Annotated in this window: 24 protein-coding genes; 8 read left to right on the plus strand and 16 right to left on the minus strand. The window is 38.1% G+C overall.

What is annotated here, in order from left to right; translation table 11 throughout:
• Window positions 1-2: 2 nt before the first annotated feature.
• Together PR809_RS09555 and gndA are read right to left on the minus strand one after the other, a co-directional pair.
• The gene (locus PR809_RS09555; RefSeq protein ID WP_166266456.1) at window positions 3-1,199 is read right to left on the minus strand and encodes a multidrug effflux MFS transporter; all 1,197 of its coding nucleotides are present in this window, start codon (window positions 1,197-1,199) and stop codon (window positions 3-5) included.
• Between the two features lie 191 nt (window positions 1,200-1,390).
• Window positions 1,391-2,797 carry an NADP-dependent phosphogluconate dehydrogenase gene (gene gndA / locus PR809_RS09560; protein ID WP_166266453.1) on the minus strand — a complete coding sequence of 469 codons (1,407 nt, stop codon included), beginning with the start codon at window positions 2,795-2,797 and terminating at the stop codon, window positions 1,391-1,393.
• 242 nt (window positions 2,798-3,039) lie between these two features.
• Here gndA and PR809_RS09565 point away from each other — a divergent pair, with 242 nt between their 5' ends.
• Together PR809_RS09565 and PR809_RS09570 are read left to right on the plus strand one after the other, a co-directional pair.
• On the plus strand, window positions 3,040-4,623 hold the full coding sequence (locus PR809_RS09565; RefSeq protein ID WP_166266450.1) for a TerC family protein: 1,584 nt from the start codon (window positions 3,040-3,042) through the stop codon (window positions 4,621-4,623).
• Between the two features lie 183 nt (window positions 4,624-4,806).
• On the plus strand, window positions 4,807-5,346 hold the full coding sequence (locus PR809_RS09570) for a hypothetical protein (RefSeq protein ID WP_102138405.1): 540 nt from the start codon (window positions 4,807-4,809) through the stop codon (window positions 5,344-5,346).
• 79 nt (window positions 5,347-5,425) lie between these two features.
• Here PR809_RS09570 and asmA read toward each other — a convergent pair whose 3' ends face one another.
• From asmA to apbC, 6 genes are all read right to left on the minus strand, one after another.
• Complete coding sequence (asmA, locus tag PR809_RS09575; protein WP_166266444.1) at window positions 5,426-7,264, minus strand: outer membrane assembly protein AsmA; 1,839 nt, start codon at window positions 7,262-7,264, stop codon at window positions 5,426-5,428.
• Window positions 7,265-7,392: 128 nt separating this feature from the next.
• Window positions 7,393-7,974, minus strand: a complete 582-nt coding sequence (dcd, locus tag PR809_RS09580) for a dCTP deaminase (RefSeq protein WP_004909269.1) — start codon at window positions 7,972-7,974, stop codon at window positions 7,393-7,395.
• 38 nt (window positions 7,975-8,012) lie between these two features.
• Window positions 8,013-8,657, minus strand: coding sequence for a uridine kinase (gene udk / locus PR809_RS09585; protein ID WP_102138403.1), 645 nt, complete (start codon window positions 8,655-8,657; stop codon window positions 8,013-8,015).
• 178 nt (window positions 8,658-8,835) lie between these two features.
• Window positions 8,836-9,792 carry a zinc metalloprotease HtpX gene (gene htpX / locus PR809_RS09590; RefSeq protein ID WP_102138402.1) on the minus strand — a complete coding sequence of 319 codons (957 nt, stop codon included), beginning with the start codon at window positions 9,790-9,792 and terminating at the stop codon, window positions 8,836-8,838.
• An 86-nt stretch (window positions 9,793-9,878) separates the two neighbouring features.
• Window positions 9,879-10,439, minus strand: coding sequence for a LemA family protein (locus PR809_RS09595; protein WP_004909264.1), 561 nt, complete (start codon window positions 10,437-10,439; stop codon window positions 9,879-9,881).
• A gap of 223 nt (window positions 10,440-10,662) precedes the next feature.
• Window positions 10,663-11,775, minus strand: a complete 1,113-nt coding sequence (gene apbC / locus PR809_RS09600; protein ID WP_102138401.1) for an iron-sulfur cluster carrier protein ApbC — start codon at window positions 11,773-11,775, stop codon at window positions 10,663-10,665.
• A 259-nt stretch (window positions 11,776-12,034) separates the two neighbouring features.
• Here apbC and metG point away from each other — a divergent pair, with 259 nt between their 5' ends.
• From metG to cdd, 4 genes are all read left to right on the plus strand, one after another.
• Window positions 12,035-14,062: a methionine--tRNA ligase gene (gene metG / locus PR809_RS09605; RefSeq protein WP_206276551.1), complete on the plus strand. Its 2,028-nt coding sequence runs from the start codon at window positions 12,035-12,037 to the stop codon at window positions 14,060-14,062.
• Between the two features lie 142 nt (window positions 14,063-14,204).
• On the plus strand, window positions 14,205-14,672 hold the full coding sequence (locus PR809_RS09610) for a CidA/LrgA family protein (RefSeq protein ID WP_166266438.1): 468 nt from the start codon (window positions 14,205-14,207) through the stop codon (window positions 14,670-14,672).
• A complete protein-coding gene (locus PR809_RS09615; RefSeq protein WP_195698373.1) occupies window positions 14,672-15,367 on the plus strand; it encodes a CidB/LrgB family autolysis modulator in 696 nt (231 codons plus the stop codon). Before PR809_RS09610 ends, PR809_RS09615 begins: the two co-directional genes overlap by 1 nt.
• A gap of 205 nt (window positions 15,368-15,572) precedes the next feature.
• Window positions 15,573-16,460 carry a cytidine deaminase gene (gene cdd / locus PR809_RS09620; protein ID WP_102138397.1) on the plus strand — a complete coding sequence of 296 codons (888 nt, stop codon included), beginning with the start codon at window positions 15,573-15,575 and terminating at the stop codon, window positions 16,458-16,460.
• A 157-nt stretch (window positions 16,461-16,617) separates the two neighbouring features.
• On the opposite strand, the gene PR809_RS09625 is transcribed toward cdd, so the two are convergent.
• The 8 genes from PR809_RS09625 to PR809_RS09660 form a co-directional block, all read right to left on the minus strand.
• A complete protein-coding gene (locus PR809_RS09625; protein ID WP_272524516.1) occupies window positions 16,618-17,280 on the minus strand; it encodes a hypothetical protein in 663 nt (220 codons plus the stop codon).
• A complete protein-coding gene (locus PR809_RS09630; protein ID WP_272524517.1) occupies window positions 17,280-17,936 on the minus strand; it encodes a hypothetical protein in 657 nt (218 codons plus the stop codon). Before PR809_RS09630 ends, PR809_RS09625 begins: the two co-directional genes overlap by 1 nt.
• Window positions 17,937-18,091: 155 nt before the next feature.
• A complete protein-coding gene (locus tag PR809_RS09635) occupies window positions 18,092-19,477 on the minus strand; it encodes a serine protease (RefSeq protein WP_206277138.1) in 1,386 nt (461 codons plus the stop codon).
• Window positions 19,478-19,485: 8 nt separating this feature from the next.
• The gene (locus PR809_RS09640; RefSeq protein WP_272524518.1) at window positions 19,486-20,208 is read right to left on the minus strand and encodes a hypothetical protein; all 723 of its coding nucleotides are present in this window, start codon (window positions 20,206-20,208) and stop codon (window positions 19,486-19,488) included.
• 31 nt (window positions 20,209-20,239) lie between these two features.
• Window positions 20,240-20,383, minus strand: coding sequence for a hypothetical protein (locus tag PR809_RS09645; RefSeq protein ID WP_206275893.1), 144 nt, complete (start codon window positions 20,381-20,383; stop codon window positions 20,240-20,242).
• On the minus strand, window positions 20,376-21,125 hold the full coding sequence (locus tag PR809_RS09650) for a hypothetical protein (RefSeq protein ID WP_195698369.1): 750 nt from the start codon (window positions 21,123-21,125) through the stop codon (window positions 20,376-20,378). The genes PR809_RS09645 and PR809_RS09650 overlap by 8 nt, the downstream gene beginning before the upstream one ends.
• 143 nt (window positions 21,126-21,268) lie before the next feature.
• Entirely contained in the window at window positions 21,269-21,967 is a 699-nt protein-coding gene (locus PR809_RS09655; RefSeq protein ID WP_206275894.1) for a hypothetical protein, read from the minus strand.
• A 59-nt stretch (window positions 21,968-22,026) separates the two neighbouring features.
• Window positions 22,027-22,650 (minus strand): hypothetical protein, encoded by a 624-nt coding sequence (locus PR809_RS09660; protein ID WP_206275895.1) that lies wholly within the window; start codon window positions 22,648-22,650, stop codon window positions 22,027-22,029.
• A 428-nt stretch (window positions 22,651-23,078) separates the two neighbouring features.
• Here PR809_RS09660 and PR809_RS09665 point away from each other — a divergent pair, with 428 nt between their 5' ends.
• Both PR809_RS09665 and PR809_RS09670 read left to right on the plus strand, forming a co-directional pair.
• Complete coding sequence (locus PR809_RS09665; RefSeq protein ID WP_102138392.1) at window positions 23,079-24,776, plus strand: NAD-dependent malic enzyme; 1,698 nt, start codon at window positions 23,079-23,081, stop codon at window positions 24,774-24,776.
• A 161-nt stretch (window positions 24,777-24,937) separates the two neighbouring features.
• Complete coding sequence (locus PR809_RS09670) at window positions 24,938-25,819, plus strand: rhomboid family intramembrane serine protease (protein ID WP_102138391.1); 882 nt, start codon at window positions 24,938-24,940, stop codon at window positions 25,817-25,819.
• Window positions 25,820-25,828: the final 9 nt, after the last annotated feature.

Genomic DNA, 25,828 nt, shown 5'->3' on the forward strand with positions numbered 1-25,828 from the left:
TATTAAATTGTTCTCGTCGAGGCTGATTTAGCAAGCAATAAGCTCGTTTTTCTTGCAAGTAAACCGAATAAACATCCAACTAACATAACTAACGCCAATGACATTTTTGGCGCGATAGGCAAACCGATAGCGCAAAGTCCCAGTGTCGCTCCCCCTGCCATTTGAACAAACCCCACTAAGGCAGATGCGGTGCCTGCTTCATTACCAAACGGTTCTAAAGCATAACTGGTTGCCGTTCCCATCATAAAGGCCAGCCCTGTACAAGCGCAAGCGACAGGTAACATATAAACTAACCAATGGCTTTGTATTTCTATCGGTAATACGACAAAACCTAGCAATAACCCTAAGCAGCCAAATGCCATCATTGAACTACCAACTAACAAACAAGTTGGTCGCCCTATTTTATGAATAAAATAATTAGCGATATAACTGGCAAACATGATCCAAAAACCATTAATACCAAATACAATAGAAAACGCGAGCGGAGTTAACTGGGCATCCCCCATCAGCACAGTAGGTGCAAGAGAAACATAAGTCAACGCCATTCCCATCGTACCCGCATTGACTAAGGCAAACACCATAAAGTGGCGATCCCCCAAAATTCGGCCATAGGTTTTCAGCGGGATAACTTTTGCTTTTGGCAAATTAGCCGGGCGAGTTTCAGGTAAAAAGGCAACAATCAGCACTAATATGACTAACGCATACAAAGCAAGAAACCAAAACGGTGCTCGCCAGCCCCACGCTTCTGCTAACAGGCCTCCGAGCAACGGAGCTAACGCAGGAACAATATTCAATGTTCCATTCAAAAAACCAAAAGCACGAGCCGCTTCCGTGCCATTCATACGGTCACGCACACAACTAAATGCCACTACCGAAGTACAACAGACTGCAACCCCTTGCAATAAACGCGAGGCAATAAATACCACGGGGGTTGTTGCTGCAATAGCAACACCTGCCCCAATGATGTACAGCACTATACCCAAAATCGCGATAGGTTTTCGGCCATACCTATCCACTAATGGGCCTGAAATTAACTGCCCTAAGCCTAAAACTAAAATAAACAAGGCAATTGTAGATTGGATCACCGACTCACGGCTTCCTAAATCCTTCGCAATATCAGGTATTGTAGGCAAATATAAATCAATCCCTAATGGGCCAAGTAATACTAATAAAAGTACTAAGATAAGAAAATTACGCATAAACCATGCCTAGACTCGATAAATGTAGTTTAGAAAATATTAGATGTAATAAATAATAAAAAAACAAAAATCACCGTATAATTAATGAGTTACTTATAATTATAAATTAAACATTTTACGGCTCTTCAAAAGTGAAAAAAGGCGCTAAACCTAGCGCCCTTTGGGTTATCAAAGATTAATGATAACGAATTTTATTCCATCCACTCAGTATGGAAAACACCGTCTTTATCAGTACGCTTATAAGTGTGAGCACCGAAGTAGTCACGCTGTGCTTGGATTAAGTTTGCAGGCAATACCGCTGAACGGTAGCTATCATAATAAGAAATAGCCGCGGAGAATGTTGGTGTTGGGATACCATTTTGTACGCCGTAGCAAACAACATCACGCAGTGCTTGCTGATATTCATCAGCAATTTGTTTGAAGTATGGCGCTAACAGTAAATTGGCAATTTTCGCATCTTGGTTATACGCGTCCGTAATTTTTTGCAGGAACTGTGCACGAATAATACAACCTGCACGGAAGATTTTTGCAATTTCACCGTAGTTTAAATCCCAGTTATATTCTTCCGATGCCGCTTTCAGCTGTTGGAAGCCTTGTGCATAAGACACAATTTTACCTAAATACAGCGCACGGCGAACTTTTTCAATAAAGTCTTTTTTATCGCCTTCAACGGCTTTCAAGGTTGGACCCGTTAATACTTTGGATGCCGCAACACGCTGATCTTTTAAGAAAGAAATATAACGCGCAAAGACAGATTCAGTAATTAAAGTTAGAGGGATACCTAAATCCAGCGCACTCTGGCTAGTCCATTTACCAGTACCTTTATTAGCAGCTTCATCGAGGATCACGTCAACCAGATATTTCCCCTCTTCATCTTTTTTCTTGAAGATATCTGCAGTGATTTCAATTAAATAGCTGCTCAGTTCACCTTTGTTCCACTCAGCAAAGATGCCCGCTAATTCTTCGTTACTGAGGTTCAATGACCCTTTTAGTAATGAATAGGCTTCTGCGATTAACTGCATATCACCATATTCGATACCATTGTGAACCATTTTCACATAGTGGCCCGCACCGTCTGCACCAATGTAGGTCACACAAGGTTCGCCTTCCGCTTGCGCTGCAATTTCTCTTAAGATTGGCGCAACTAATTCATAAGCTTCTTTTTGGCCACCTGGCATAATTGAAGGGCCTTTCAGTGCGCCTTCTTCACCACCAGAAACACCAGTACCGATGAAATTAAAACCTTGCTCGGATAATTCACGATTACGACGGATAGTATCAGTGAATAAGGTATTACCACCGTCAATTAAGATATCCCCTTTGTCCAGATGAGGAGTCAGCGAGGCAATTGTTTTGTCCGTTGCTTCACCCGCTTTTACCATCAACAAGATGCGGCGAGGTTTTTCCAGAGAGTCAACAAACTCTTCAATCGTATAGTTGGGAACTAATTTTTTCCCTGGATTTTCGGCAATCACTTCGTCTGTTTTATCTTTAGAACGATTAAAGATAGACACTGAGTAACCACGGCTTTCAATATTGAGCGCAAGGTTACGCCCCATGACTGCCATTCCGACAACACCAATCTGCTGCTTTGACATGAACAACTCCTGTCTGATTAGGACTAAGTCAGCCTCGACCGTGCTGACATTCTGTTAACGGGATCACATATTAACCTAGGATTGGACAGCATGGTAGTTATTGATGCAATCGATGACGTATACAAGGCCATTTTTGTCAAGAATTGTCCAATTAACGTGATTTTTTATTGATATTTCATTCAACAAACCGCATTATTCATTCGTCGGTATAAGCCGTCATATCAGAAGGTAAAACAAACTGTATGGAATGGATCGCAGATCCTTCGATTTGGGCGGGCCTCGCTACCCTTATCGTTCTAGAAATCGTTCTTGGTATTGATAACCTCGTCTTCATCGCCATTCTGGCCGATAAGCTCCCGCCAAAGCTGCGTGATAGAGCCCGTGTAACTGGACTTTTATTAGCCCTGATTATGCGTGTAGTTCTTCTATTTAGCCTGTCATGGCTCATTACCCTCACGAAACCAATATTAACTCTCTTTGATCACGCCTTTAGTGCTCGAGACTTGATCATGTTAGTGGGTGGTTTATTCCTCTTGTTTAAAGCCACAATGGAGTTAAACGAGCGCTTGGAGGGGAAAGACGAACACACCAATACCCAAAGAAAGACATCGAATTTCTGGGCTGTTGTTGCACAAATTATTGTTCTTGATGCCGTATTCTCATTGGACTCTGTGATCACCGCTGTCGGTATGGTTGACCATATCGGTGTAATGATTGCTGCTGTAACCATTGCAATGGTATTAATGATTTGGGCAAGTAAACCGTTAACTAGCTTTGTTAACCAGCACCCAACCATTGTCATACTGTGTTTAAGCTTCTTACTAATGATTGGTTTCAGCTTAGTTGCCGAAGGTTTTGGTTATGCCATTCCTAAAGGTTATCTATACGCTGCAATTGGCTTCTCTATCATGATTGAAGTCTTAAACCAATTTGCCCAATTTAACCGTCGTAAGTTCCTAACAGGCTCTCGCCCACTACGTGAACGTACGGCAGAAGCAGTATTACGTATTCTTAGCGGTAATAATGAGCGTGGGGAATTAGACCCTCACACCTCAAACCTTATCGCAGATAATCAATCGGTTTTTGACCCTCAAGAACGTTTGATGATTGCTCGCGTACTTGGCATGGCCCAGCGCAACGTTGAAAGCATCATGACTTCGCGCCATGATGTGGACTATCTCGACATTAATAAATCTTCTGAAGATTTACTGCAATTAATGGAGAAGAACCCACACTCACGTTTAGTTGTCATCGATGAAACTATCAGCGATGAACCTGTCGGTGTTGTGCATGTGATGGATTTGGTTAAGCAGCAATTAAAAGGCCAGCCATTAAACTTACGTGCGCTAATTACCCAACCATTAATATTCCCTGAAGGGTTATCACTATTAAAAGCGTTAGAGCAGTTCCGTAAGGCGCATACTCACTTTGCCTTCGTTGTCGATGAGTTTGGTTCTATCGAAGGTATCGTGACATTGACCGACGTAATGGAAACCATCGCAGGTAACTTGCCAGTGGGTGATGAAGAAAATGACTCTCGCCACGACATTCAAAAACTGGATGACGGTACCTGGATTGCCAATGGTTTTATGCCACTTGAAGACTTGATCATGTTTATCCCGATGGAATTAGACGATAAGCGTGAATATGAAACTATTGCAGGTCTTTTAATGGAGCACTTACAGCGCGTTCCAGAAGTGGGGGAACAGGTCACCATCAATGGTTGTATCTTCCAACCTCTTGAGGTTAACAGCCACCGCGTCAATAAAGTGTTAATCACTCCACCAGCCCCTGAAGGGGATGGTTATGAGTTTGAAGATGACTAATTAGCACGTGCTTTTTGACTAAGTACCAGCCTATATGGCTGGTATTTTTTTGCCTAAAAACCGCAGATATTATCCCTTTAACCATTAACAATAAAAACAGTAGCGTTTTATTAAAGATAATAACATTGAAACACTGAATAATTCGACCAGTAAAATACAATTAACTTTAATAAAGGCCATGTTATGAAAATTAAAACTCCTCAACAAAATACAAATATCCAGAATGTAAATAGAAATACAAGTAATTCATCGAAAGGTATAAGTGGACATACTAACAACGTTAGTAACAATAATCAAAAATGTCCTGTTACTACATCAGAAAAAACCGTTAATAAAAAAGATGTTAAACAACTGAATAATGCCATTACAAAGCTGTTAAGTGATATTACTTCAAAAATTAACGATTTTAAAAACAACAAAGAAAATGGGGCATTCTCTAAGGATAATATCAAAGATTTTGGGGACAGATTAGATACTATACAAAAAGACATCTTTAAATATCAAAAGCTGTTAAATAGCTCTTCATACAAGCATCATAGTTCGAAGCAAAAAACACTCGATCGTGCACCAGGTCAAGTAAAAAACGTGGAGGCTCAGATAGCAAAGTTAAAAAAACAAGATAATGTCAGAATGAATCAGACTCACCAAACTTACATAGATAATAGTGAAAAACATGATAACCTTCTGATGGGCAAAAAAACACTATCCAAATTTGAATTATAAATTATTACCATCAAATGGAGCCACTTATTTTAAGCGGCTCCATTTTTATACTATTCATATATGAAGCATAAATTTATCTTCACAATGAATTCAATAAATCATTGAGCCCTTTATTTTCTTCTTTCTTTAGGAAGTTACCAATAGCTTCTTTAGCTTGCGTCCGTAACTCATTACGCAGTAGTTTTTCCACATCTAATTGGTATTTTAAATTGTGCCAGCTGCCATAAATTCGCAGAGGAATAGTCATAGCTTGCAACTGTTGAACTAAACGTGAATCACCGCCCCATCCATTAGAAATATTAACCCCTAAATTGACATCAATGGTTTCATTAGGAATATTCATCCGACCTTGTCCGCTAATGTTAACTAAGGGTGAGACCGCATTCATAGAGGAAATATTCAAATTACCTTTATTTAATTTTCCTGTCACAGTGAAGGAATCAACCTCAGTGAAATTTCCCGAATTGACGGGTGCATTAATCTTATTGGTTACTCTGGAAACGGATTGCTGAATTAATAGCGGAATATTCAGCCCCTGTAATTTTGCGTTTCTTAGTTCAAAATTAACCGGCCCTTGCCACTGGTTTTTCACTGCATAATCGTCATAACCAACACCGGATAACGCAGCATTGAGTGAAATAACCCCGCTTAGTTTTTGTGGCATATTGAAAGCATTTAATAACGGTGTTAGGTCGATATTTTTTAGATCTGGTTTTGCTGAAACATAAGCAGGCGTTGAGCTGTAATTAAACGTCACAGGCAATGAAAAATCACCACCAAAGGCTTTGCCTTGTAATTTTGAAACGGTCAGGCGTGGTGTTTGGTTCTGCGCCTCAAAAATGACGTCGTTTACTATCATTCCACGATAAATCAAATGATTTATCCCTAGGCTAATATTCGCGGTAAAAGTCTTTAACCCTGATAAGTCATACTGCTGAGGATTAGAGCCTGAAATCACAGGTTTAACACCAACACGGTTATTATTCGTTTCTATTTCTGAATTAATATTTGCCGAAGCGGTGCCTAATAAGTTATCTAAATCCAGTTTATCTGCGGCTAGTTTAATAACAATTTGCGGTGTGTCTGTTAATTGGATACTGGCATCCCCTGATAAGGCGCTTTCATTGGCCGTTATTGCCAGCTTGCTTAAACTCGCACTTTCCACCTTCCCTTTGGTATATAGAAAATCACCCGTTATTTGCCCTTCAATCCCACTTTCAGGTAAATCGACACCACTCAATTTATAGTCGAATTGAGTTAACGCCCCACTAATTTTTTGATTAATATCGGATAAGTTAACATCCGCACGTAAATTAAATACAAACTCTTGTTGGTTTTTATTCAGATTTCCACTGAATTTAACCGCTACCTGATTTTTATCATTTTTCTTCAGTGATAAATCAATATTACGCAGGTTAAATTCATCTTTAGCTGTTTGCCAAATAACTAAACTATTAGAAATATTAATTTTTTCTATATCTAATAACCAGCTACTTTTCTCTTGTGAAGCCGCTGCTGTCGGCGCACCACCTGGTGCTACAGGAGCGTTATGGTGAGTTTGGATTTCGCTCTCTGGCGTTTTTCGGATAACAGCGCCATCGATAACAATTTGCTCAACAGAAAGCTTATGGGAAATAAGTGGCCATAATTCAACATCTAAACGCATATTATCGGCACTTAGAATAGGCTTAGCGGCATTCGGTGCGGTAAGGGAAACTGGCCCAGTAATAATGCTTAAAGTTGGCCATACATGCCAACGCATGTCGCCGTTGAACTCGAGTTGATAACCACTTTTTTTCTCTACTTGTTCAACAAGATAATGACGAAAATCGTTCGGGTTCACTAGCATTACAAGTGTTGTTAGCCCAGCGACAATCACCACAAGTAAAATAATCAGTGTCGTCAAAAAACGTTTCATCCTTCCCTCTCTTTAATTCCGCTTGCGCTCGCCACAAAAATGAACTCACACCTATCCCTGAAAATGGGCGGAAATTACCTATTTAATATCCATTAAAACGCAACAATTTCCGCAAAGTTCACCGGTTATCAGTCTTCGCTGATACGGCTACCAACAGCACCTTGTTGGTTTTTATATTTAGCATCTTGCCGGCTATTATAGGGGCGATCAGCACTACCAGATAACGGCTCAAAGCTTAAAGCACCAATCACCATACCAGGACGCAACGCTAACGGCAATTTACCTGAATTGTAGAATTCTAGCACGATTTGACCATGCCAGCCGGGGTCAATTCGATGTGCGGTTACGTGCACCATCAAACCTAATCTCGCTAATGAAGAACGCCCATCTAACCAACCTACAAGGTTATCAGGGAGCGTAACAGACTCAAGCGTCACTGCAAGTGCTAATTCTCCTGGGTGCAGAAAAAATGGCTCATCTTCATCAAGAACAATTTCATCGCTCATGACGCGATCTAATGCCGCATTAACCTCATCTTTAGGGCCACTAAGGTCAATAAATGCAGCCGTGTGTCCTCGAAAAACGCGGAATTGATTTCCTAAACGAACATCTGCAGTTGCACCATTGATTCGTTCAACTGGTGGGCGTGGGCTAATCACTAATTTACCATCATCCATCCATTGAATAATATCGCGGTCACAAAGACGCATGGTTGTTTCCCCCTTCATTATTTTAATTTCTGCGCGGTTTAATCTTGACAGAATTCGCCAATTTTCGCTTTCAAGATATCAATCGCTACACGGTTTTTCCCCCCGCGCGGTACAATGATATCGGCATATTGCTTTGATGGCTCAATAAATTGCAAAAACATTGGGCGAACCGTTTTATTATATTGGTCAATAACGGAATCAAGCGTTCTGCCCCTTTCATTTACATCACGTTTAATACGGCGCATCAAGCAAATATCGAGCGGTGTATCAACGAAAATAGAAAAATCCATTTCACCACGTAAACGTTTATCTGTTAATAACAAGATACCTTCAATGATAATGACTTTTTTAGGTTTAAACGTGATGGTTTTTTGTTTTCGTGTATGAGCGACATAGTCGTATTGTGGAATTTCTACTGCTTGACCACTTTTCAGTGATTTAAGATGTTCATAAAGCAAACTGTGGTCCATCGAGTTGGGATGGTCATAATTTACCTTAAGGCGTTCTTCCATTGGGATCTCGGTTTGGTCTTTGTAATAGCAATCTTCTGGAATAACACCGATATTATGATCACCGACCTGTTCTCTTAACTCACGGTATAACGTGCTTGCAATTAAGCTTTTGCCAGATGCAGAGGCTCCCGATATACCTACAATGGTACAGTGATGCGCTATGTCAGTCATAAAATGATAACCTGGTTGAATATTAGAAATGAAAATACACAACAGTAAAATGTCATGTTGGCGGAATTATAGGGGGTAATGGCGTGTTGTTCCAGCATACCTCAACAAAGTTCGCTAAAAAAACACCCATTTGAGAGGAAATGCCGTAAATCAAAGCGTACAAAATGTCATTTATACACTAAAACTGTTTTTTTCCTTCTAATACTGCAATGCGATTTTCAATCGAGGGGTGGGTTGAAAACACAGAATCCCCTTTATTAAAAATATAAGCGGCTTTTCGGTAAGCTTGCCCAGTCGTGCTGTTATCATATTCATGGGTTTCATGGTTACCTGAGATTTTTTTCAGTGCGCTTATCATGGCTTGGTTATCTGAGGTCAAATCCACCGCTGCGGCATCTGCCATATATTCACGGGTACGAGATAAATAAAAATAGAGGATTTGTGTTATCCACGGTAAAACAAAATTCAGAACTAATAGGATCATTTGCGCTTTATTCGCGGCATTATTGCGGCTGCGCCCTGCCGTACGAATAAAAATCTGACTAAATAAATTAGTCACGGTTAAAATCACGTTGGCCAAAATGCCAACATACAAGGTTAATTTCGAATCACCATGAATAATATGGCCAACTTCATGAGCAAGAACCGCTTGAACCTCTTGTCGATTAAGCGTTTGCAATAAGCCTCTTGTCACTCCCACAAGTGCATTTCGATTATTCCATCCTGCGGCAAAAGCATTCGGTTCATCCGTTTCTAAAATATATAAACGGGGAATATAGCCTAAACTGGCACTTAAACTTAATTCTTCAATAATATTGAAAAGTTGCTTCTCTTGGGGACTGTTCGCATTTTCTTGGGTGATTTCTCTGGCATTCATCCCTGCTAACATCATTTTATGGCCTCTAAAATGAATATAAACTAACCCAAGGAAAGTTAAGCCTAAAACAATAAAAGTAGCGATAGGTAATTCATGGAATGTCACAAACATCATTGCATTATCGACTAAATCCAATTGCTCATTTGGATGCGTTGCAACATCAGCCAGTAAGCCAATGATTAGCATTAAAAAAATATAGCTCATCACCACCAAACGTGTACGAATATTATTTTTACGAATGACGTTTCTAAAATCCATAATGTGACCTGTTATCTACCGCTCATAAAATATCGGAACACCATAAGGCATTCCGATGATTTATCACTTCAAAGGCTAAGCGCTTTTTAATCGAAATTAATACGACGAGATTCCTCAGTCTTAATGGTTTCTTCATCAAGACGCCAATATTCCTTTGAAATTTTTAAGCTAGGAATAATGCCAACAATTAGCGCTGCTGGCATAGAAGCAATATACGCATTATAAGTTTCTAATGAACGGTTATAACCACGTTTAGCAAATGACAATTTATTTTCTGAAGAAACAATTTCTTCTTGTAAATTTGCCATAATGGCATCAGATTTTAGCTCAGGATAAGCTTCAACTGCGACATTAATCGCCCCACTTGTCACCATTTTTGAAAGCGCATCTTCGGCTTCACGGGCTTTATCCCCTGTCGCATTTTGTGCTTGCGTCCGTAGCTCAGTAATTTTACTGAACACTTCGGTTTCATGGCTTAAATATTTTTTAACTGTTGCTAATAAGCTATCAAATACTTTTCCACGACGATCTAATTGAACTGAAATCTCTGTTTCACTCGAAATAACAGCTTCTCGCAATGCAACGATACGGTTATAAAAATAAATAACGATCAGCACCACGACAACAATAAAAATTAAAAATTTCATAGTCACCTTTTCGGGTTACCCGTAGAAAGAAAACTGATTAAATAAAAGATGTGGCTATTCTACGCGAACATGACTCAATAAAGAAATGTTCCACGAACAATTCAGAAAAATAGAAGATTAAAAGAAACGTGTTTAGTAAAGAAAAGCATCAACAATAAATAAGGCTATCTAGTGGTAAAACTAAATAGCCTTTTTGCTCTATAACTAATTAAGCTGCAACCAGTTAAACGGCACGGAAAGAAATTTCTGTTGGGATCTTATCCCCTTCCCAATACATCAAGGCTGAAATACCTGAAGCAATTTCACGGTAGATATCTGCAAATTCACCTTCTGGATCACGCATGACAGTAGGCTGGCCACGGTCAAGGTCTTCACGTAAAGAGATATGCAGAGGCACCTGCCCCAATAATTTAGTATGGTATTTCTCGGCTAATTTCTCAGCACCACCGGTACCGAAAATTGGCTCAACATGGCCACAATTACTGCAAATATGCGCGCTCATGTTTTCAACGACACCCAGTACTGGGACATTGACTTTCTTAAACATCACGATGCCTTTCATGGCATCAACCAAGGCGATATCTTGTGGTGTTGTCACCACCACCGCCCCTGTTACAGGGATGTTTTGGGAAAGTGTTAATTGGATGTCACCTGTTCCTGGTGGCATATCGATAACTAAGTAATCCAAATCAGGCCATAACGTGTCCTGTAGCATTTGCATTAATGCTTTACTTGCCATTGGGCCACGCCAAACCATGGCGTTGTCATCCGTTACTAAGTAACCGATGGAGTTGGTTGCCAAGCCATACGCCATAATTGGCGCCATGTGCTGACCATCTGGAGAGGTTGGGCGCTCTAAGGTAGTGCCTAACATGTTTGGAATTGATGGGCCGTAAATATCCGCATCCAAGATACCGACTTTTGCCCCTTCTTGCGCCAGCGCGAGCGCTAAGTTCACAGAAGTACTGGATTTACCAACACCACCTTTACCTGAACTGACGGCTAAGATATTACGAACACCATTAATACCCGGCAAATCATTCGCACGTTTTAATGTGGTGATATCATGGCGCAGTTTCCATTCAACAGCATGAGCCCCTGTTTGTTGCTTTAATTCAGCGGTTTTTTCACTAATTAAAGTTTGAAACGGCCCTTTCCAAACGAATGGCATTACTAATTCGACATGCAGCACGTTGTCCAACATTGCACAATGATGTAACGCTTTGATAGAAACCAAATTACGTTGCAGTGTTGGGTGTGTAAATGAAGCCAAAACTTTGGAGACTTGTTCAGTCAGCAGTTCTGGTTTGTTCTGCTCGGGGGATTTATCGTTCATCCCGGCTCCTTTATTTATATTTTTGAACTATGTATATCCTAGAATAAGTTACAGAAAATTGGGCGGATATACTTTGACTGAGATTAATCATAACAGAGAACAAGAAGAAAGTTATTATATCGAGATAGGAAAAGCCACGAAGAGGTAAAAATTCTTTTTCAAACAAATTTCCAATTAATATTTTATACCCCTAGCAGCGATGGTTTTGATCGGTTAACATCAAAGACCCTTTTCAAATAATGGAAGTAAGAAAGTTACTATGTCTCAAGTCGCGAATAAATTACTGGTAACCTGTGCGTTACCCTATGCTAACGGTTCAATCCATCTTGGTCATATCCTGGAACACATTCAGGCTGATATTTGGGTCCGTTATCAGCGAATGCGCGGCAAAGAGGTTCACTTTATCTGTGCCGATGACGCGCACGGAACGCCAATCATGCTTAAAGCTCAACAGCTTGGCGTAACGCCAGAAGAGATGATTGCGGCAGTGAATCAAGAGCATCAGAACGATTTTGCTGGTTTCGCCATTAGTTATGATAACTACCACTCCACACACAGTGAAGAAAACAAAGTTTTATCAGAGCTGATTTACGGGAAACTAAAAAATAACGGTTTTATTAAAAACCGCACTATTTCACAGCTTTTCGACCCAGAAAAAGGCATGTTTTTACCGGATCGCTTCGTTAAAGGCACTTGTCCAAAATGTAAAGCCGAAGATCAATACGGTGATAACTGTGAAGTGTGTAGCGCAACCTATAGCCCAACAGAGCTGATTAACCCACGTTCAGTGATTTCTGGCGCCACACCTGTCATGCGTGATTCAGAACACTTTTTCTTTGATCTTCCTGCATTTAGCGACATGCTTCAAGCGTGGACTCGCTCAGGCGCATTACAAGAACAAGTCGCCAACAAAATGCAAGAATGGTTCGAATCAGGCCTACAACAATGGGATATCACCCGTGATGCACCTTATTTCGGTTTTGAAATTCCAGATGCGCCAGGTAAATATTTCTATGTCTGGTTAGATGCCCCTATCGGTTACATGGGCTCCTTTAAAAACCTGTGTGACAAACGCGGCGACCTCGACTTTGACGAGTTTTGGAATAAAGATTCGAAAACTGACCTTTATCATTTCATTGGTAAAGATATCGTCTATTTCCACAGCCTGTTCTGGCCCGCTATGTTAGAAGGTAGCCAGTACCGTAAACCGACAAATCTATTTGTGCATGGTTATGTCACCGTCAACGGTGCAAAAATGTCTAAATCTCGCGGAACATTCATTACCGCCCGTTCGTATTTAGATCATTTAGATGCTGACTGCTTGCGCTATTACTATGCCGCAAAACTGTCTTCTCGTATTGATGATATCGATTTCAATTTGGAAGATTTCGTACAGCGCGTCAACAGCGACATCGTCAATAAAGTGGTTAACTTGGCATCACGTAATGCGGGCTTTATTGCTAAACGCTTCAATGGCAAATTATCGGCAAATCTGGCTGAGCCTGAGCTATACCAACAATTTATTGATGCTGCTAACGTTATTGGCGAAGATTTCAGCAATCGTGAGTATAACAAAGCGATCCGTGAAATTATGGCATTAGCCGATATCGCAAACCGCTATGTTGATGAAAAAGCCCCTTGGGTTGTGGCAAAACAAGAAGGTAAAGATCAAGAACTGCAAGATATTTGCTCAATGGGCATTAATTTGTTCCGTGTTCTAATGACTTACCTGAAACCTGTTTTACCCGGCCTCACTGAGCGTGCTGAAGCCTTCTTAAATAGTGAACTGTCATGGGATGCGATTAGTACCCCATTATTGAACCACAGCGTCGCCCCGTTCAAAGCGCTGTTTAACCGCATTGAAATGGCAAAAGTGGATGCAATGGTTGAAGCTTCAAAAGAGAGCATTAAACCAGTACAACAACTTACAGGGCCACTCGCTGACGACCCAATTCAAGAAACCATCACTTTTGATGATTTTGCGAAAATTGACCTGCGAATTGCATTAATCAAGCAAGCTGATTTTGTTGAAGGTTCAGACAAGCTGCTGAAATTACAATTGGATATTGGCGGTGAAACGCGCCAAGTATTTTCTGGCATTAGCTCCGCTTATCCAGACCCTAAAGCATTAGAAGGTCGTTTGACGGTGATGGTTGCCAACCTCGCACCACGTAAAATGCGTTTCGGTGTTTCTGAAGGCATGGTAATGGCTGCTGGCCCTGGCGGTAAAGATATCTTCTTACTCAGCCCTGACAGTGGCGCACAGCCCGGTATGCAAGTTAAATAACAACGCATTAAATTGAGTTGCTATTCATCAAAAATGGAGGGTTAAAGACTCTCCATTTTTTATTGGCTTTTTATTGTGATCGGTAGCACAATAATAAAGTTAATTGTATGATGAATAGATATTACATTACAGGACCAATCTCATGTCATTTAAACAGGTACTGATAACGGGATGGCAGTATTTGCGAGCTTTCGCAATACTCTACCTTTGCCTGATTATTGGAAACCTTATCTCAACACTACTTCCATTCTCCATCCCCGGCAGCATTGTCGGCATGTTAATTTTATTCATATTGCTTGCGTTACAAATTATCCCCGCGAAGTGGGCACAACCCGGTTGCAGCATTTTGTTGAAAAACATGACCATCCTGTTTGTTCCTATTGGTGTTGGCATAATGAATTACTATGAATTAATTAGCCAACAAATGGTTCCTATTATCGTTTCCTGTGTGGTTAGTACCTTAATCGTTATGGTCGTTGTCGCCATCAGTTCCAACTATATTCATAAGGAACGCCCTGTCGTTGGGGCTCAACCTGATGACGTTCCTTTACCCCCCGAAGACCCAATTTCTTCGGTCATTAATAATGATAAAACTAAGGGGAATGAATAATGTTAGAACATATTTGGTGGTCATTGCCGCTGACTATTGTGGTGTTTTATTTGGCTCGTAAGTTGTCGACCACATTTAAGTTACCGATTTTAAACCCACTATTAATTACTATTGCGGTATTGATTGCACTATTGGTCGTCACAAATACTTCTTATGAGCACTATTTTGCAGGTAGCAAAATACTCAATGATTTACTACAACCCGCAGTCGTTGCGCTCGCTTTTCCACTTTACGAACAAATGCACCAAATTCGAGCCCAGTGGAAATCTTTATTAAGCATTTGTTTTGCAGGTAGTTTAGTGGCCATGTTCAGCGGTGCTGCCATCGCATTATGGTTGGGGGCAACCCCGGATATAGCGGGTTCTATTTTACCTAAATCGGTAACTACCCCTATTGCGATGGCTGTCGCTGATTCTGTTGGTGGGATCCCTGCGATTAGTGCCGCTTGCGTGTTGTTTGTTGGGATCTTAGGCGCCATGTTTGGCCATAGCTTATTTGATGTACTGCGTGTACGAACCCACGCCTCAAGAGGGCTCGCGATGGGAACTGCTTCCCACGCCCTAGGCACTGCCCGCTGTGCCGAAGTGAATTACATTGAAGGTGCTTATAGTTCCCTTGCATTAATGACCTGTGGGGTTATCACCTCACTTATTGCCCCATTTGTATTTCCTGTCATTTTACACCTTTTTAGCTAAGCTTAATTCACTGAGCCAAAAATCAAGCATATGAGTAAGAGGAGTCCATTAGCCTCTTACTCATTCACACACTGATAAAACATGAGATATATCTCACAACAAAAGAATATGTTTCATACATTTCATTTAAAATAGTGATAATGATCACATATAGTTCTACGTGTTATTGAATAGAATAAAAACAATTAAATAGGGAGAGTAACTCATGCATTCAAGATTTAAGGCCGCTTGGGCCGAGCTTCCAGAAAAGTTACAGTCAGTACTTAGACCTATCATTGATAAATCTGATTTCCAAGGCGTGTTAACGGCTGAGCAAGTTGAACAGATTAAAGCTGAAACAAGTGTAGACGACGCTGAGTTAGCCTTTGCATTATTGCCTTTCGCTGCTGCCTATGCCGTTACGCCTATTTCCCATTTTAACGTGGGTGCAATCGCTCGTGGGGCAAGTGGTAACTTGTATTTTGGTGCCAATATGGAATTTAGCCATGTATCAATGGGCCAAGTGATCCATGCAGAACAGTGTGCAGTGACACACTCTTGGATGAAAGGTGAAACGCAGATTACCTCAATTACCGTGAATTACACACCTTGTGGCCACTGCCGCCAATTTATGAATGAATTACGTGAAGGTGGTAAAATTATGGTGAATTTACCAGGCCGCACACCCGCAGTACTACACCACTATTTACCCGACTCATTTGGGCCGTCTGACTTAAACATTACTACTTTACTACTCGACCCTGTTGACCATGGCTATAAAAACCAAAGCCGTGACCGGTTATTAAGTGCCGCAATTGAGGCTGCAAACCAATCTCATGCACCTTATAGTCAATCTCATTCAGGTATTGCGTTACAGTTAAAAGATGGCTCACTGTTTACAGGCCGCTACGCAGAAAATGCCGCATTCAACCCAAGTTTACCGCCACTGCAAGCCGCTTTAATTATGATTAACCTTGCAGGTAAAGATATTCACGCCATCGACCAAGCTAAGTTTGTTGAAAAGCAAGATGCAATTATCAAACATTGGTATGTTACCGAAAATACATTACAGGCACTGGGTTGCCAAAATATTGAATTAGCTTATTTAGATTAATTTTATATTTATTTAAATATAACGGTTATTGCTGGGAGCTTGAATAAACAGTAATAACCGTATAGTTGCTATTAGAACTTTAATCTTGTTCACAAAACCATTTACCTGCAAAGTGGCCATCCATAATAGGACTCACTAGTTTTGATTAATATATGCCCTAGTAAGTGAATTCATTAAACAATTTCTCTGTTTCATTTATCGTCTCTTCTAATGTAATAACTAAAGGGATCTTCCGCATTTTTTCTAGCCAAGCTTGGCTTTGTTGCTGTTTTATCGATGCAGATTGCGCGGCTTCTTCTTTCATGTCTAACCAAATGCTAGCAAATAACGCTGATTCACCATTACGTGATTTATTAGAAAAACTATTTAATAGTTTCCCTATGATTTTATTCTGTTTATCTATAGATAATACTTCAAATACATCTTTGAACAACCAACCTTCATAAGGAATTCCTGAATTTAACATCGCTTCTTTTTTTATTTGAATAAATTCTTGATGTGTAATATCACCAATTGGGATGTTATCACTTTCTTTGCGATTTTTCATAATTCGTCCATATGCTAATTTCACTTCTTTTTGATACCGACTCCGTTTTTCACTGGTAAATGACTCACCCCGTGCCTTCATATGATTATTTAAAAACTCTTTTTCTAGATAAATAAAAATACTGAGATATTTATCATCCGAATTATTAACCTTTTGAATATTGTCTTTATCAGTAAAAGCATGACCTTTATTTAAAAGGCTTAAACATGATAAAATTATAAAAATAAAAATTAATGTAATAATAGATTTAGATTTGGATTTAAAAGATATCATTATAATTCCTTTCGACTTTTATTATAAAACTTTGAATCATTAATCATTTCTTCAAACATAAAATCTAACTTTCTCTCTAGCTTATTAACTAAAGCAATCCGCCTCATTTTCTCCAGCCATCTTTTGCTTTTAATTTGCTTGTCTGATGGTGGTTTGGAAGCCTCCCTTACCATTGCATACCAAAGCACCATGAATAATTTAGCTTCCTTCGCAGGATCGTTGTTATTCATCACAAAAATGAACTGTTGCCATAGTGTCTCTTTGTTTCTCTCATTAACAACATCCAGAACATCTGCCAAAATCCAAGCATTGTATGGCATTCCCATCTCATTCAAATTCTCACGATAAAAAACCATAGCTTCTTCATAGCCAAATTTTCTTACAAATGCTTCCTTTGGATACTTTAAGAATTCTAATATTGGGTTATTATCTTTTTCACCCTTAAAAATGACTAATTTTTTTCTATCAAATATTAAATTCTTAGATTCAGAAAAGTATAACATCTGTAGCATAAAGAAAAGACGTGGCGTTTTAACACCTTTTGTTTCACAAAAACTAATTATATTCTTTTTATTATATTTTACATTATTTCCTTGAGGATTTTGGCAAGCACTGAGAAGAAAAACTGAAAGCAAAAATATTAATTTATAATTCATATACATCCTTGTTATTCATAAAGTTAGAAACCAACAATCTTAAAAATCAATTATGTAAAAAACACATTGCCCACATAAAAACAAACATCAGTAATCACCATTCGTTTACTAATAACTAAAATAATTTATTTTATTATAAGTAGACTTTTTAAATATTAATTAAAACTAAAAGATCCTCCAGAAGAATAACCACTATAACTAAATTCAGGTATACTTGGCATTGAGGGTATTGAGTATTTATCTTCAAATGAGTCCATTGAATTGTTCATTGATGACATATTGTCTCTTAACTGGCCAATCATATTTTCAAAATGATGGTTATTTCTTATGGTATCTGTAGGGAAGTCTTTAAATCCTGGCGTTCCCGGAAGAACAACACTCGGGCGTTCTAGATAATAATTTGTTGGTGTTTCATTATCCTTAAACCTATCAAGTAGGTTTGTTGTACGAGGTGCTAATTGTCTATTCGGTTCGGATTTTGGATAAGTGCTTTCCAATATCGATTTATCTACCATATTGTGTGGATACTTAATTGGAGGTGTTGACTTGTTGTTTATTGATGGCATATTTCCCCTTAAATCATCAATCATACGATCATAATGAGCAACATCTGGTTGATAATTAACTGATGGTGAATCAAATAAGCCTGTTTCTGGTAATATATAGTCAGGTCTTTCTAAATAATATTCAGACAATAGATTTTTATGTGTAAATTCCGTTTGGCCACGCCAATCTGTTTGTACTTGAAATGATTCTAAATGTTGTGAAGGATAATCCCAAAATGAAAAACGCTCTGTTCCTCTATCAATTAAAGGGTTTCCTGTATTATAAATAATTGTATTTATTCTATCCATATTATCTTCTTCTATATGAGATATAATATTTTGATAAGATTTCTTGGCTGTAACCACCACGCCATCTACTACATTATCAATATCCAGAACTCGTTTAGTCCAACTATGTATTTTAGGCTGCATATGCGCTGGAGCTTCATATAATGCTCTAAACATTATATCTTTAGTATTTATACTTAATAATATTTCACTTTCTATATCACCTACAGAATTTAAAGCTCTCTGCCAATAACTCTCTCTTTGTTCTCTAGGTAACACAAAAAATACAGGTTCTAAAGTCCATGCATCAGAAGGAAGATTATAATAAGAAAATACACTACTATGAAATAATTTAGCCTCTATGTGATTTATATCACCATAGATTACATCCTTTCCATCTTCAAATCTATTTTTTAGGGTTTGAACATAAGCTATTGCCATATCATAGCGAATACGCTCAATTATAAACTCATCTTGCACTCCAATATGCTCTAAAATAGCTTCATCTAAATAATTAAGCGCAAAAGCACCTGAAAGAGAATCACCTTTAACCACACTATTAGCTAATTTAGCATATCGGTCTCCTTTACTTTCCAAATATTCATACATCAACTTTGGTTCTTTGGTTACGTATAAAATTTTAATTGCATTAGAAACATCACTACGAGTTAACTTTAAATCACCCTTTCTAATTTCTTGAGCTCTCATATTATCTCCTAATTTTTAACATGGTCGAGTAAAAAAATGCGTATTTTTTCCCTCATTATATTGCTATTAGATAATTCTTTAGCATCAAAATAAAATTTAACCTTAGTTCCTATTTCTGGAATCAAAAAATATTGAAAACACTTATGATACTTCTCATCAATTGGTAACCATTCACACTCAATTAAAAAAATTACTTCATTATTAATTTCCTTCCAATAATATCCTTTTTTATTAAAATACATATCATCTTTATGACCAATACTTCTTCGTATTGTTACAGTCACTTCAGTAAAATAAAGATCCAACTCTTCATCATAATATAACTCCCCCTTTCTTTTGAGGTACCCCATATCTAAATACACGTGTTTTCTATAACTCAAATATTTTTCAGGGTTTCCTTTTAATGGTTCAGCATAAACTTCTATAATTTTAACATCATTACTTACCTCATTAGATGGTTTCAAATTAGACCATGACATCCTCATTGGCAGCACTCTAAAATTAGCCTCACACCCTTTTTTATTTTCAATAAACCTTGGGTCAAAATAGCTATACCCTTCATATTCAGCAAATGGAAAAACATACTCGCCAGGAACTTCTATAATATTCTTATTAAACTGCCCACAGACAAAACCGGGGCGATTACCAGCGAAACTATTTATGGAAATCAATAACACAAGACAATTAACTGTAAATTTAATTAGATAATTAATTATCATTTCAAATTTCATACTTGCACCTGTTGAAATAAATAAATATATTTTAAATTATAAAAATATCCTCACTAGGTATACTTGAAAAATTTTCTTCGCCCATAGAATTTGCAAATTTACTTTCTAATAAAATAACATTTAAACTTGCGATATCATTATAATTAATTGAAAAACTAGCCATACCTTTACTCATAATATTCATCCTTAATAAAACCGAAGACAAAAACCTTAACTTCATTCATTATATCCCTCCATTGGTTATACTTATCAAAACCAAATTTAATCTCTGCAAGTATACCTTTTTCTAATATTGAAAAACTCATATTACAACTTGAATATTTATTTTCCAATGGTAGCCATAAGCATTCTAAGATAGCAATAACTTCATTTTCTTTTTCGAACCAAAAAAAAGATCTTTTCTTTTGAGTTTTTTTTCCACTATATAACCTTTCAGATACGTTATAATCATCAAAATATTCAACATATTGAAGGTCAGAATCATCGTCATATAATATATGACTTCTCTTTCCTAAATATGATGCATTTAAATAATTACTCATTTTTTGTGTTAATGAGTAATCTTTCTTTCCAATTGGCCTCAATATAATTTTTATTGTTTTTTCTTCCATTCCAAAATGGAGATTTTTTTTAAAATCAACACTTGTCATATAAGGCCAATGCGTTATTAATGTTAATTCTCTAAAATTAGCATCACATCCTTCTTTATTTTCAATAAACCTTGGATCAAAATAGCTATACCCTTCATATTCAGCAAATGAAAAAGCATACTTTTCAGGAACTTCTATAACCGTGCCGTTAAACTGACCACAGACAAAACCTGGACGATTATCAGCGTAACTATTTATTGCGCTTAATAGCATAAGACAATTAACTGTAAATTTAATTATATAACTAATTATTAGTTCAAATCTCATACTTACACCTATTAAAATAAACTAACCATACATAAGCTCTGGATTTTTACTAACTATTAAAATTCGGGCAACATTAGATAAATCTATTGATATTAATTCTAAGTCTCCCTGCCTACGATCACGACCATTCATATTTTTAGTTCCTAATTTTTAATATATTCAGATAAAAATAGTCTGACCTTGTCTTGAATAGCGTCCCAATTAACAAGATTTGAAAATTCAAATGCAACACTATATTTAAGACCAAATTCAGGCATTAATGATAATAATTTACAACGCCGATAACTATCATCTAACTGTCTCCATGAACACTCCATTAAAACATTAACTTCACCATTATCTTCATCCCAATAGTAACCATACTTTATTATATTGACATAAACTTTATTACCATTAATATGTTTAGACTCAATAAAAACCTCATTAAAATACAACTCTAATTCTTCATCATAATATAGTTCACCTTTCCTTTTAATAACCCCCATATTTAGATATATATTTTTCTTATGACTAAAATATTTTTCAGGGTCTCCATTTAATGGCTCAACATAGACTTCTATCATTTTAACATCATGACTGACTTCACTAAATGGTTTTAAGTCTGGCCATGACATCCTCATTGGCAGAATTCTAAAATTAGCCTCACACCCTTTTTTGTTTTCAACAAACCTTGGTTCAAAATAGCTATATCCTTCATATTCAGCAAATGGAAAAACATACTTACTAGGAACTTCGATAATATTCCTATTAAACTGCCCACAAACAAAACCGAGGCGGTTCTCGCCATTAACAATGCAGGAGAATAACAATAATGGTAGAATCAAACCAAAATATAATTTCATAATAATTGGCATCTTGATACTTATATAATATTTAATTATAGAAATTATTTAAATTAAAACTATGATTTAGCAGAAATCAATATTTTACTCATTCGCTCATACCATTTATTAATAATAACTTTTTGTTTCTTAGTCGCCTTCTTTTCCTTTTCTAATATCACTTTCATCAAACTGTATATTACCGATAATTCATGACCGCGGTATCCAGAAGCCGCCATAATTTTTTGCCAATAATGTTCTTTTTCTTTTTTATCTAATACAGAAAATGCCACACCTAAAACCCAAGCTTCTTCCGGTATTTTATTACGCAACATAACCAGATAATGTAATTCATCGGCTTCTTTATAAGTCATATCATGAGAGACTTTTTCACCTGTACGTTGTTTCCTCTCTTTTCGCTTTAATACTTGAAGCATTTCTAATGCATGGTCATAATTTATTTTCTCTATCAATGCGTTATTGATTATTTTCTTATTTTCCTTCATCACCAAATAAAAATAGTCTGTTATAACTCGACCAAAAATTGATGTGCCATATTTGTTTTCATAAAAATAGTTGTCAATATTCCTTAGTGTTTCTATTGGGTTATAGTCTGCTCTTGAGTGATTCATTCCTCCTAGAAATGCCATAATAATTAATATATAAATACGCTTATCTCTTAACGCGATATTAATTAGCCACATAATATTCCTTAATAAACATTGAAATATAAAAATAAGTTTTTAACCTATATAAATTTAAAAGTTGCAGCAATATATGATATTTGAAAATATAATTTAACTTACAGTGAATCCGTTTTTTCTCTTTGTAACTAGTTAAAAATAAGAAAAAAACATGAAAAAATTGAACCCGCTACAAAGCTAAACTAACGTTTGAAAACGTAAAAATAGCGATGAGACATTCGTCATTTGACTAAGCGTGATCTACCTACCGTAATGAGTATGCTGTTATCGGCTTTCATTCCCTTTCTCGCATAAACTCCTTATCATATGCACAATATTTTTCAGTAAATTTTTTAACGCTTTTTTATCATTATTTACTGTACATATTTGCTGTTTAGCTTAGGATCTACCCTGACTTTGTTGATTAATCGTCCGAAGAGTGATATTTCATGGAACATGAGTACGAAACAAAACGCCCTCTCTATATACCCTACGCTGGCCCAATTTTGCTTGAATTCCCTTTGCTGAATAAAGGAAGCGCCTTCACCGAAGAAGAGCGTGCAAATTTTAACTTGCATGGTTTACTTCCTGAACAAGTTGAAACCATCGAAGAACAAGTTGAACGTGCCTACCGTCAATTGATTGATTTTAAATCAGATATTGATAAACATATTTATCTGCGAAATATTCAAGATACCAACGAAACCTTATTTTATCGCCTTATAGATGCCCACCTGACAGAAGTAATGCCAATTATCTATACCCCAACCGTGGGTGAAGCTTGTGAGCATTTCTCTGACATTTATCGTCGTGCACGTGGTTTATTTATTTCTTATCCAAACCGTGAATACATCGACGACATGCTACAAAACGCCACCAAACAAAATGTGAAAGTGATTGTTGTTACCGATGGCGAACGTATTTTAGGCCTTGGTGACCAAGGTATCGGCGGTATGGGTATCCCAATTGGGAAACTCTCTCTCTATACCGCTTGTGGGGGTATCAGCCCTGCTTATACTTTGCCTATTGTTATTGATGTAGGAACCAACAACCCACAGCGCCTGAATGACCCTCTATATATGGGATGGCGCCACCCACGTATTACTGGTGATGAATACAACGAATTCCTTGATGAATTTGTCCAAGCAGTAAAACGCCGTTGGCCAAACGTATTGCTCCAATTTGAAGACTTCGCCCAGAAAAATGCGATGCCTTTATTAACCCGCTACCGTGATGAGCTTTGCTGTTTTAATGATGATATTCAAGGCACTGCATCCGTTGCATTAGGTAGCTTAATTGCCGCCAGCCATGCAGCAGGCAGTAAGCTAAGCGACCAACGCGTGACTTTCTTGGGTGCCGGTTCCGCAGGTTGCGGTATTGCAGAGCAAATCATCGCCCAGATGAAATCCGAAGGCTTGAGCGACGAAGAAGCGCGTTCACGCATTTATATGGTTGACCGCTTTGGTTTATTAACCGATAAACTGCCTAATTTACTCGATTTCCAAGCTAAGTTAACGCAAAACAGTGAGAATTTAGCCAGCTGGGATGTTAACAGTGACTCAATTTCACTGTTAGATGTCGTACGCAATGCCAAACCAACCATATTGATTGGTGTGTCTGGCCAAGCTGGGTTATTCACAGAAGAAATCATTAAAGAGATGCATAAGCACTGTGAACGCCCTATCGTGATGCCATTATCGAACCCAACGTCACGTGTTGAAGCTCGCCCAGAAGATATTATCAATTGGACTGATGGAAAAGCATTGGTCGCAACAGGAAGTCCATTTAGCCCAGTATCTTACAAAGAGCAAGTGTTCCCAATTGCACAATGTAACAACTCCTATATCTTCCCGGGTATCGGTCTTGGTGTGATCGCCTCTGGTGCTAAACGCGTTACTGATGGCATGTTAATGGCCGCCAGCCGCGCTCTCGCCAGCTGTTCACCTCTTGCTAAAAATGGTGAAGGTGCGCTATTGCCTCTGCTATCTGATATCCAAGATGTTTCTCGCATTATTGCTAAACAAGTTGCCAAAGAAGCACAAGTTCAAGGTGTGGCAACCGTCACATCGGATAGCGCTCTTGATGAAGCCATTGAACGTAATTTCTGGAAGCCTGAGTACCGTACTTATAAACGTACTTCGTTTTAATTTGTCATAACGGTATTGATTGAAAGGGGCTCTTTAGAGCTCCTTTTTTGTTTTTTATAGCTCCCGAAAAACGAATGTCTGTTTTCTCAGATAATGATAAATTGCGCTAAACAAATCACTTATTTAAGATAACGGCCATGGCTGATTAATAGGATATTGACATGACTGGCGACCTCAATGCTGCTATTCCACAGAAACCTAAGTTTTCCCTATGGGCAATAGCTCTAACACTTTTTATTGCAGCGCTGAATATTGTTGTTTATTTTTACCAGCTCAATTATGCCGCCCCACTCGATTCCCAAGAAAATAACTTATTGCTATTTGGTGCCAATGTTTACCAACTTTCATTAACGGGGGATTGGTGGCGCTATCCAGTCAGTATGGTATTGCACTCAGGTGGTATGCACCTTGCTTTGAATACGTTGGCTTTGTTTGTTATTGGGATTGAATGCGAACGTACCTATGGGAAATTTAGGATGCTCGCGATATACCTATTTTCAGGTATTGGCGCGGCATTTTTTAGTGCTTATTGGCAATACAGTGAAGCCATTAATGCAGTAGCGAACCGTGCATCGATGAATGCGTGGAATAGTTTATATTTACCTGATAACACAGTGTATATTACCGTGGGTATTGGCGCATCTGGCGCTATTATGGGGTTAGCTGCCGCTTCTGTAATTGATTTATTAAAAAGAATTAATAACCCGAGTCTCTCTCTTGAAGAACGCAACCAATTAAAACGCCCGCTATATAATATTATTGGGATGATTGCGCTAACTCTCATCAATGGTTTGCAGTCAGGTATTGATAACGCTGCTCATATTGGTGGTGCTGTACTTGGTGCGGTTATTAGCGGTGCTTTTGTGCTTGCGCCACAAGCAACATTTCGGGCAAAACTGCTTTCTAGTGGCTTAATTGTACTTATAGCTGCCACCTTACTGGCCATGACACTCAGCCAGTTTTCTTCCTTACAAGACGAAGACCTAAACTATGAGCGCCAGTTTATTTACCAAGAAATGGCAAAAGAACTTAATCAGCGATAAAAAATACTG

The sequence above is a fragment of the Providencia sp. PROV201 genome (genome assembly GCF_028479545.1).
Taxonomy (GTDB): domain Bacteria; phylum Pseudomonadota; class Gammaproteobacteria; order Enterobacterales; family Enterobacteriaceae; genus Providencia; species Providencia huaxiensis.

What these genes read in the sequence shown, in the direction of transcription:
- cdd (WP_102138397.1), top strand. Translation starts at nt 15,573, where the DNA reads ATGCATTCAAGATTTAAGGCCGCTTGGGCCGAGCTTCCAGAAAAGTTA.
- PR809_RS09625 (WP_272524516.1), bottom strand. Translation starts at nt 17,280, where the DNA reads ATGATATCTTTTAAATCCAAATCTAAATCTATTATTACATTAATTTTT.
- gndA (WP_166266453.1), bottom strand. Translation starts at nt 2,797, where the DNA reads ATGTCAAAGCAGCAGATTGGTGTTGTCGGAATGGCAGTCATGGGGCGT.
- PR809_RS09570 (WP_102138405.1), top strand. Translation starts at nt 4,807, where the DNA reads ATGAAAATTAAAACTCCTCAACAAAATACAAATATCCAGAATGTAAAT.
- htpX (WP_102138402.1), bottom strand. Translation starts at nt 9,792, where the DNA reads ATGGATTTTAGAAACGTCATTCGTAAAAATAATATTCGTACACGTTTG.
- PR809_RS09565 (WP_166266450.1), top strand. Translation starts at nt 3,040, where the DNA reads ATGGAATGGATCGCAGATCCTTCGATTTGGGCGGGCCTCGCTACCCTT.
- PR809_RS09655 (WP_206275894.1), bottom strand. Translation starts at nt 21,967, where the DNA reads ATGAAATTATATTTTGGTTTGATTCTACCATTATTGTTATTCTCCTGC.
- PR809_RS09665 (WP_102138392.1), top strand. Translation starts at nt 23,079, where the DNA reads ATGGAACATGAGTACGAAACAAAACGCCCTCTCTATATACCCTACGCT.
- udk (WP_102138403.1), bottom strand. Translation starts at nt 8,657, where the DNA reads ATGACTGACATAGCGCATCACTGTACCATTGTAGGTATATCGGGAGCC.
- PR809_RS09610 (WP_166266438.1), top strand. Translation starts at nt 14,205, where the DNA reads ATGTCATTTAAACAGGTACTGATAACGGGATGGCAGTATTTGCGAGCT.
- apbC (WP_102138401.1), bottom strand. Translation starts at nt 11,775, where the DNA reads ATGAACGATAAATCCCCCGAGCAGAACAAACCAGAACTGCTGACTGAA.
- PR809_RS09645 (WP_206275893.1), bottom strand. Translation starts at nt 20,383, where the DNA reads ATGAGTAAAGGTATGGCTAGTTTTTCAATTAATTATAATGATATCGCA.
- dcd (WP_004909269.1), bottom strand. Translation starts at nt 7,974, where the DNA reads ATGCGTCTTTGTGACCGCGATATTATTCAATGGATGGATGATGGTAAA.
- asmA (WP_166266444.1), bottom strand. Translation starts at nt 7,264, where the DNA reads ATGAAACGTTTTTTGACGACACTGATTATTTTACTTGTGGTGATTGTC.
- PR809_RS09660 (WP_206275895.1), bottom strand. Translation starts at nt 22,650, where the DNA reads ATGTGGCTAATTAATATCGCGTTAAGAGATAAGCGTATTTATATATTA.
- PR809_RS09615 (WP_195698373.1), top strand. Translation starts at nt 14,672, where the DNA reads ATGTTAGAACATATTTGGTGGTCATTGCCGCTGACTATTGTGGTGTTT.
- PR809_RS09635 (WP_206277138.1), bottom strand. Translation starts at nt 19,477, where the DNA reads ATGAGAGCTCAAGAAATTAGAAAGGGTGATTTAAAGTTAACTCGTAGT.
- PR809_RS09595 (WP_004909264.1), bottom strand. Translation starts at nt 10,439, where the DNA reads ATGAAATTTTTAATTTTTATTGTTGTCGTGGTGCTGATCGTTATTTAT.
- PR809_RS09630 (WP_272524517.1), bottom strand. Translation starts at nt 17,936, where the DNA reads ATGAATTATAAATTAATATTTTTGCTTTCAGTTTTTCTTCTCAGTGCT.
- PR809_RS09640 (WP_272524518.1), bottom strand. Translation starts at nt 20,208, where the DNA reads ATGAAATTTGAAATGATAATTAATTATCTAATTAAATTTACAGTTAAT.
- PR809_RS09650 (WP_195698369.1), bottom strand. Translation starts at nt 21,125, where the DNA reads ATGAGATTTGAACTAATAATTAGTTATATAATTAAATTTACAGTTAAT.
- PR809_RS09555 (WP_166266456.1), bottom strand. Translation starts at nt 1,199, where the DNA reads ATGCGTAATTTTCTTATCTTAGTACTTTTATTAGTATTACTTGGCCCA.
- PR809_RS09670 (WP_102138391.1), top strand. Translation starts at nt 24,938, where the DNA reads ATGACTGGCGACCTCAATGCTGCTATTCCACAGAAACCTAAGTTTTCC.
- metG (WP_206276551.1), top strand. Translation starts at nt 12,035, where the DNA reads ATGTCTCAAGTCGCGAATAAATTACTGGTAACCTGTGCGTTACCCTAT.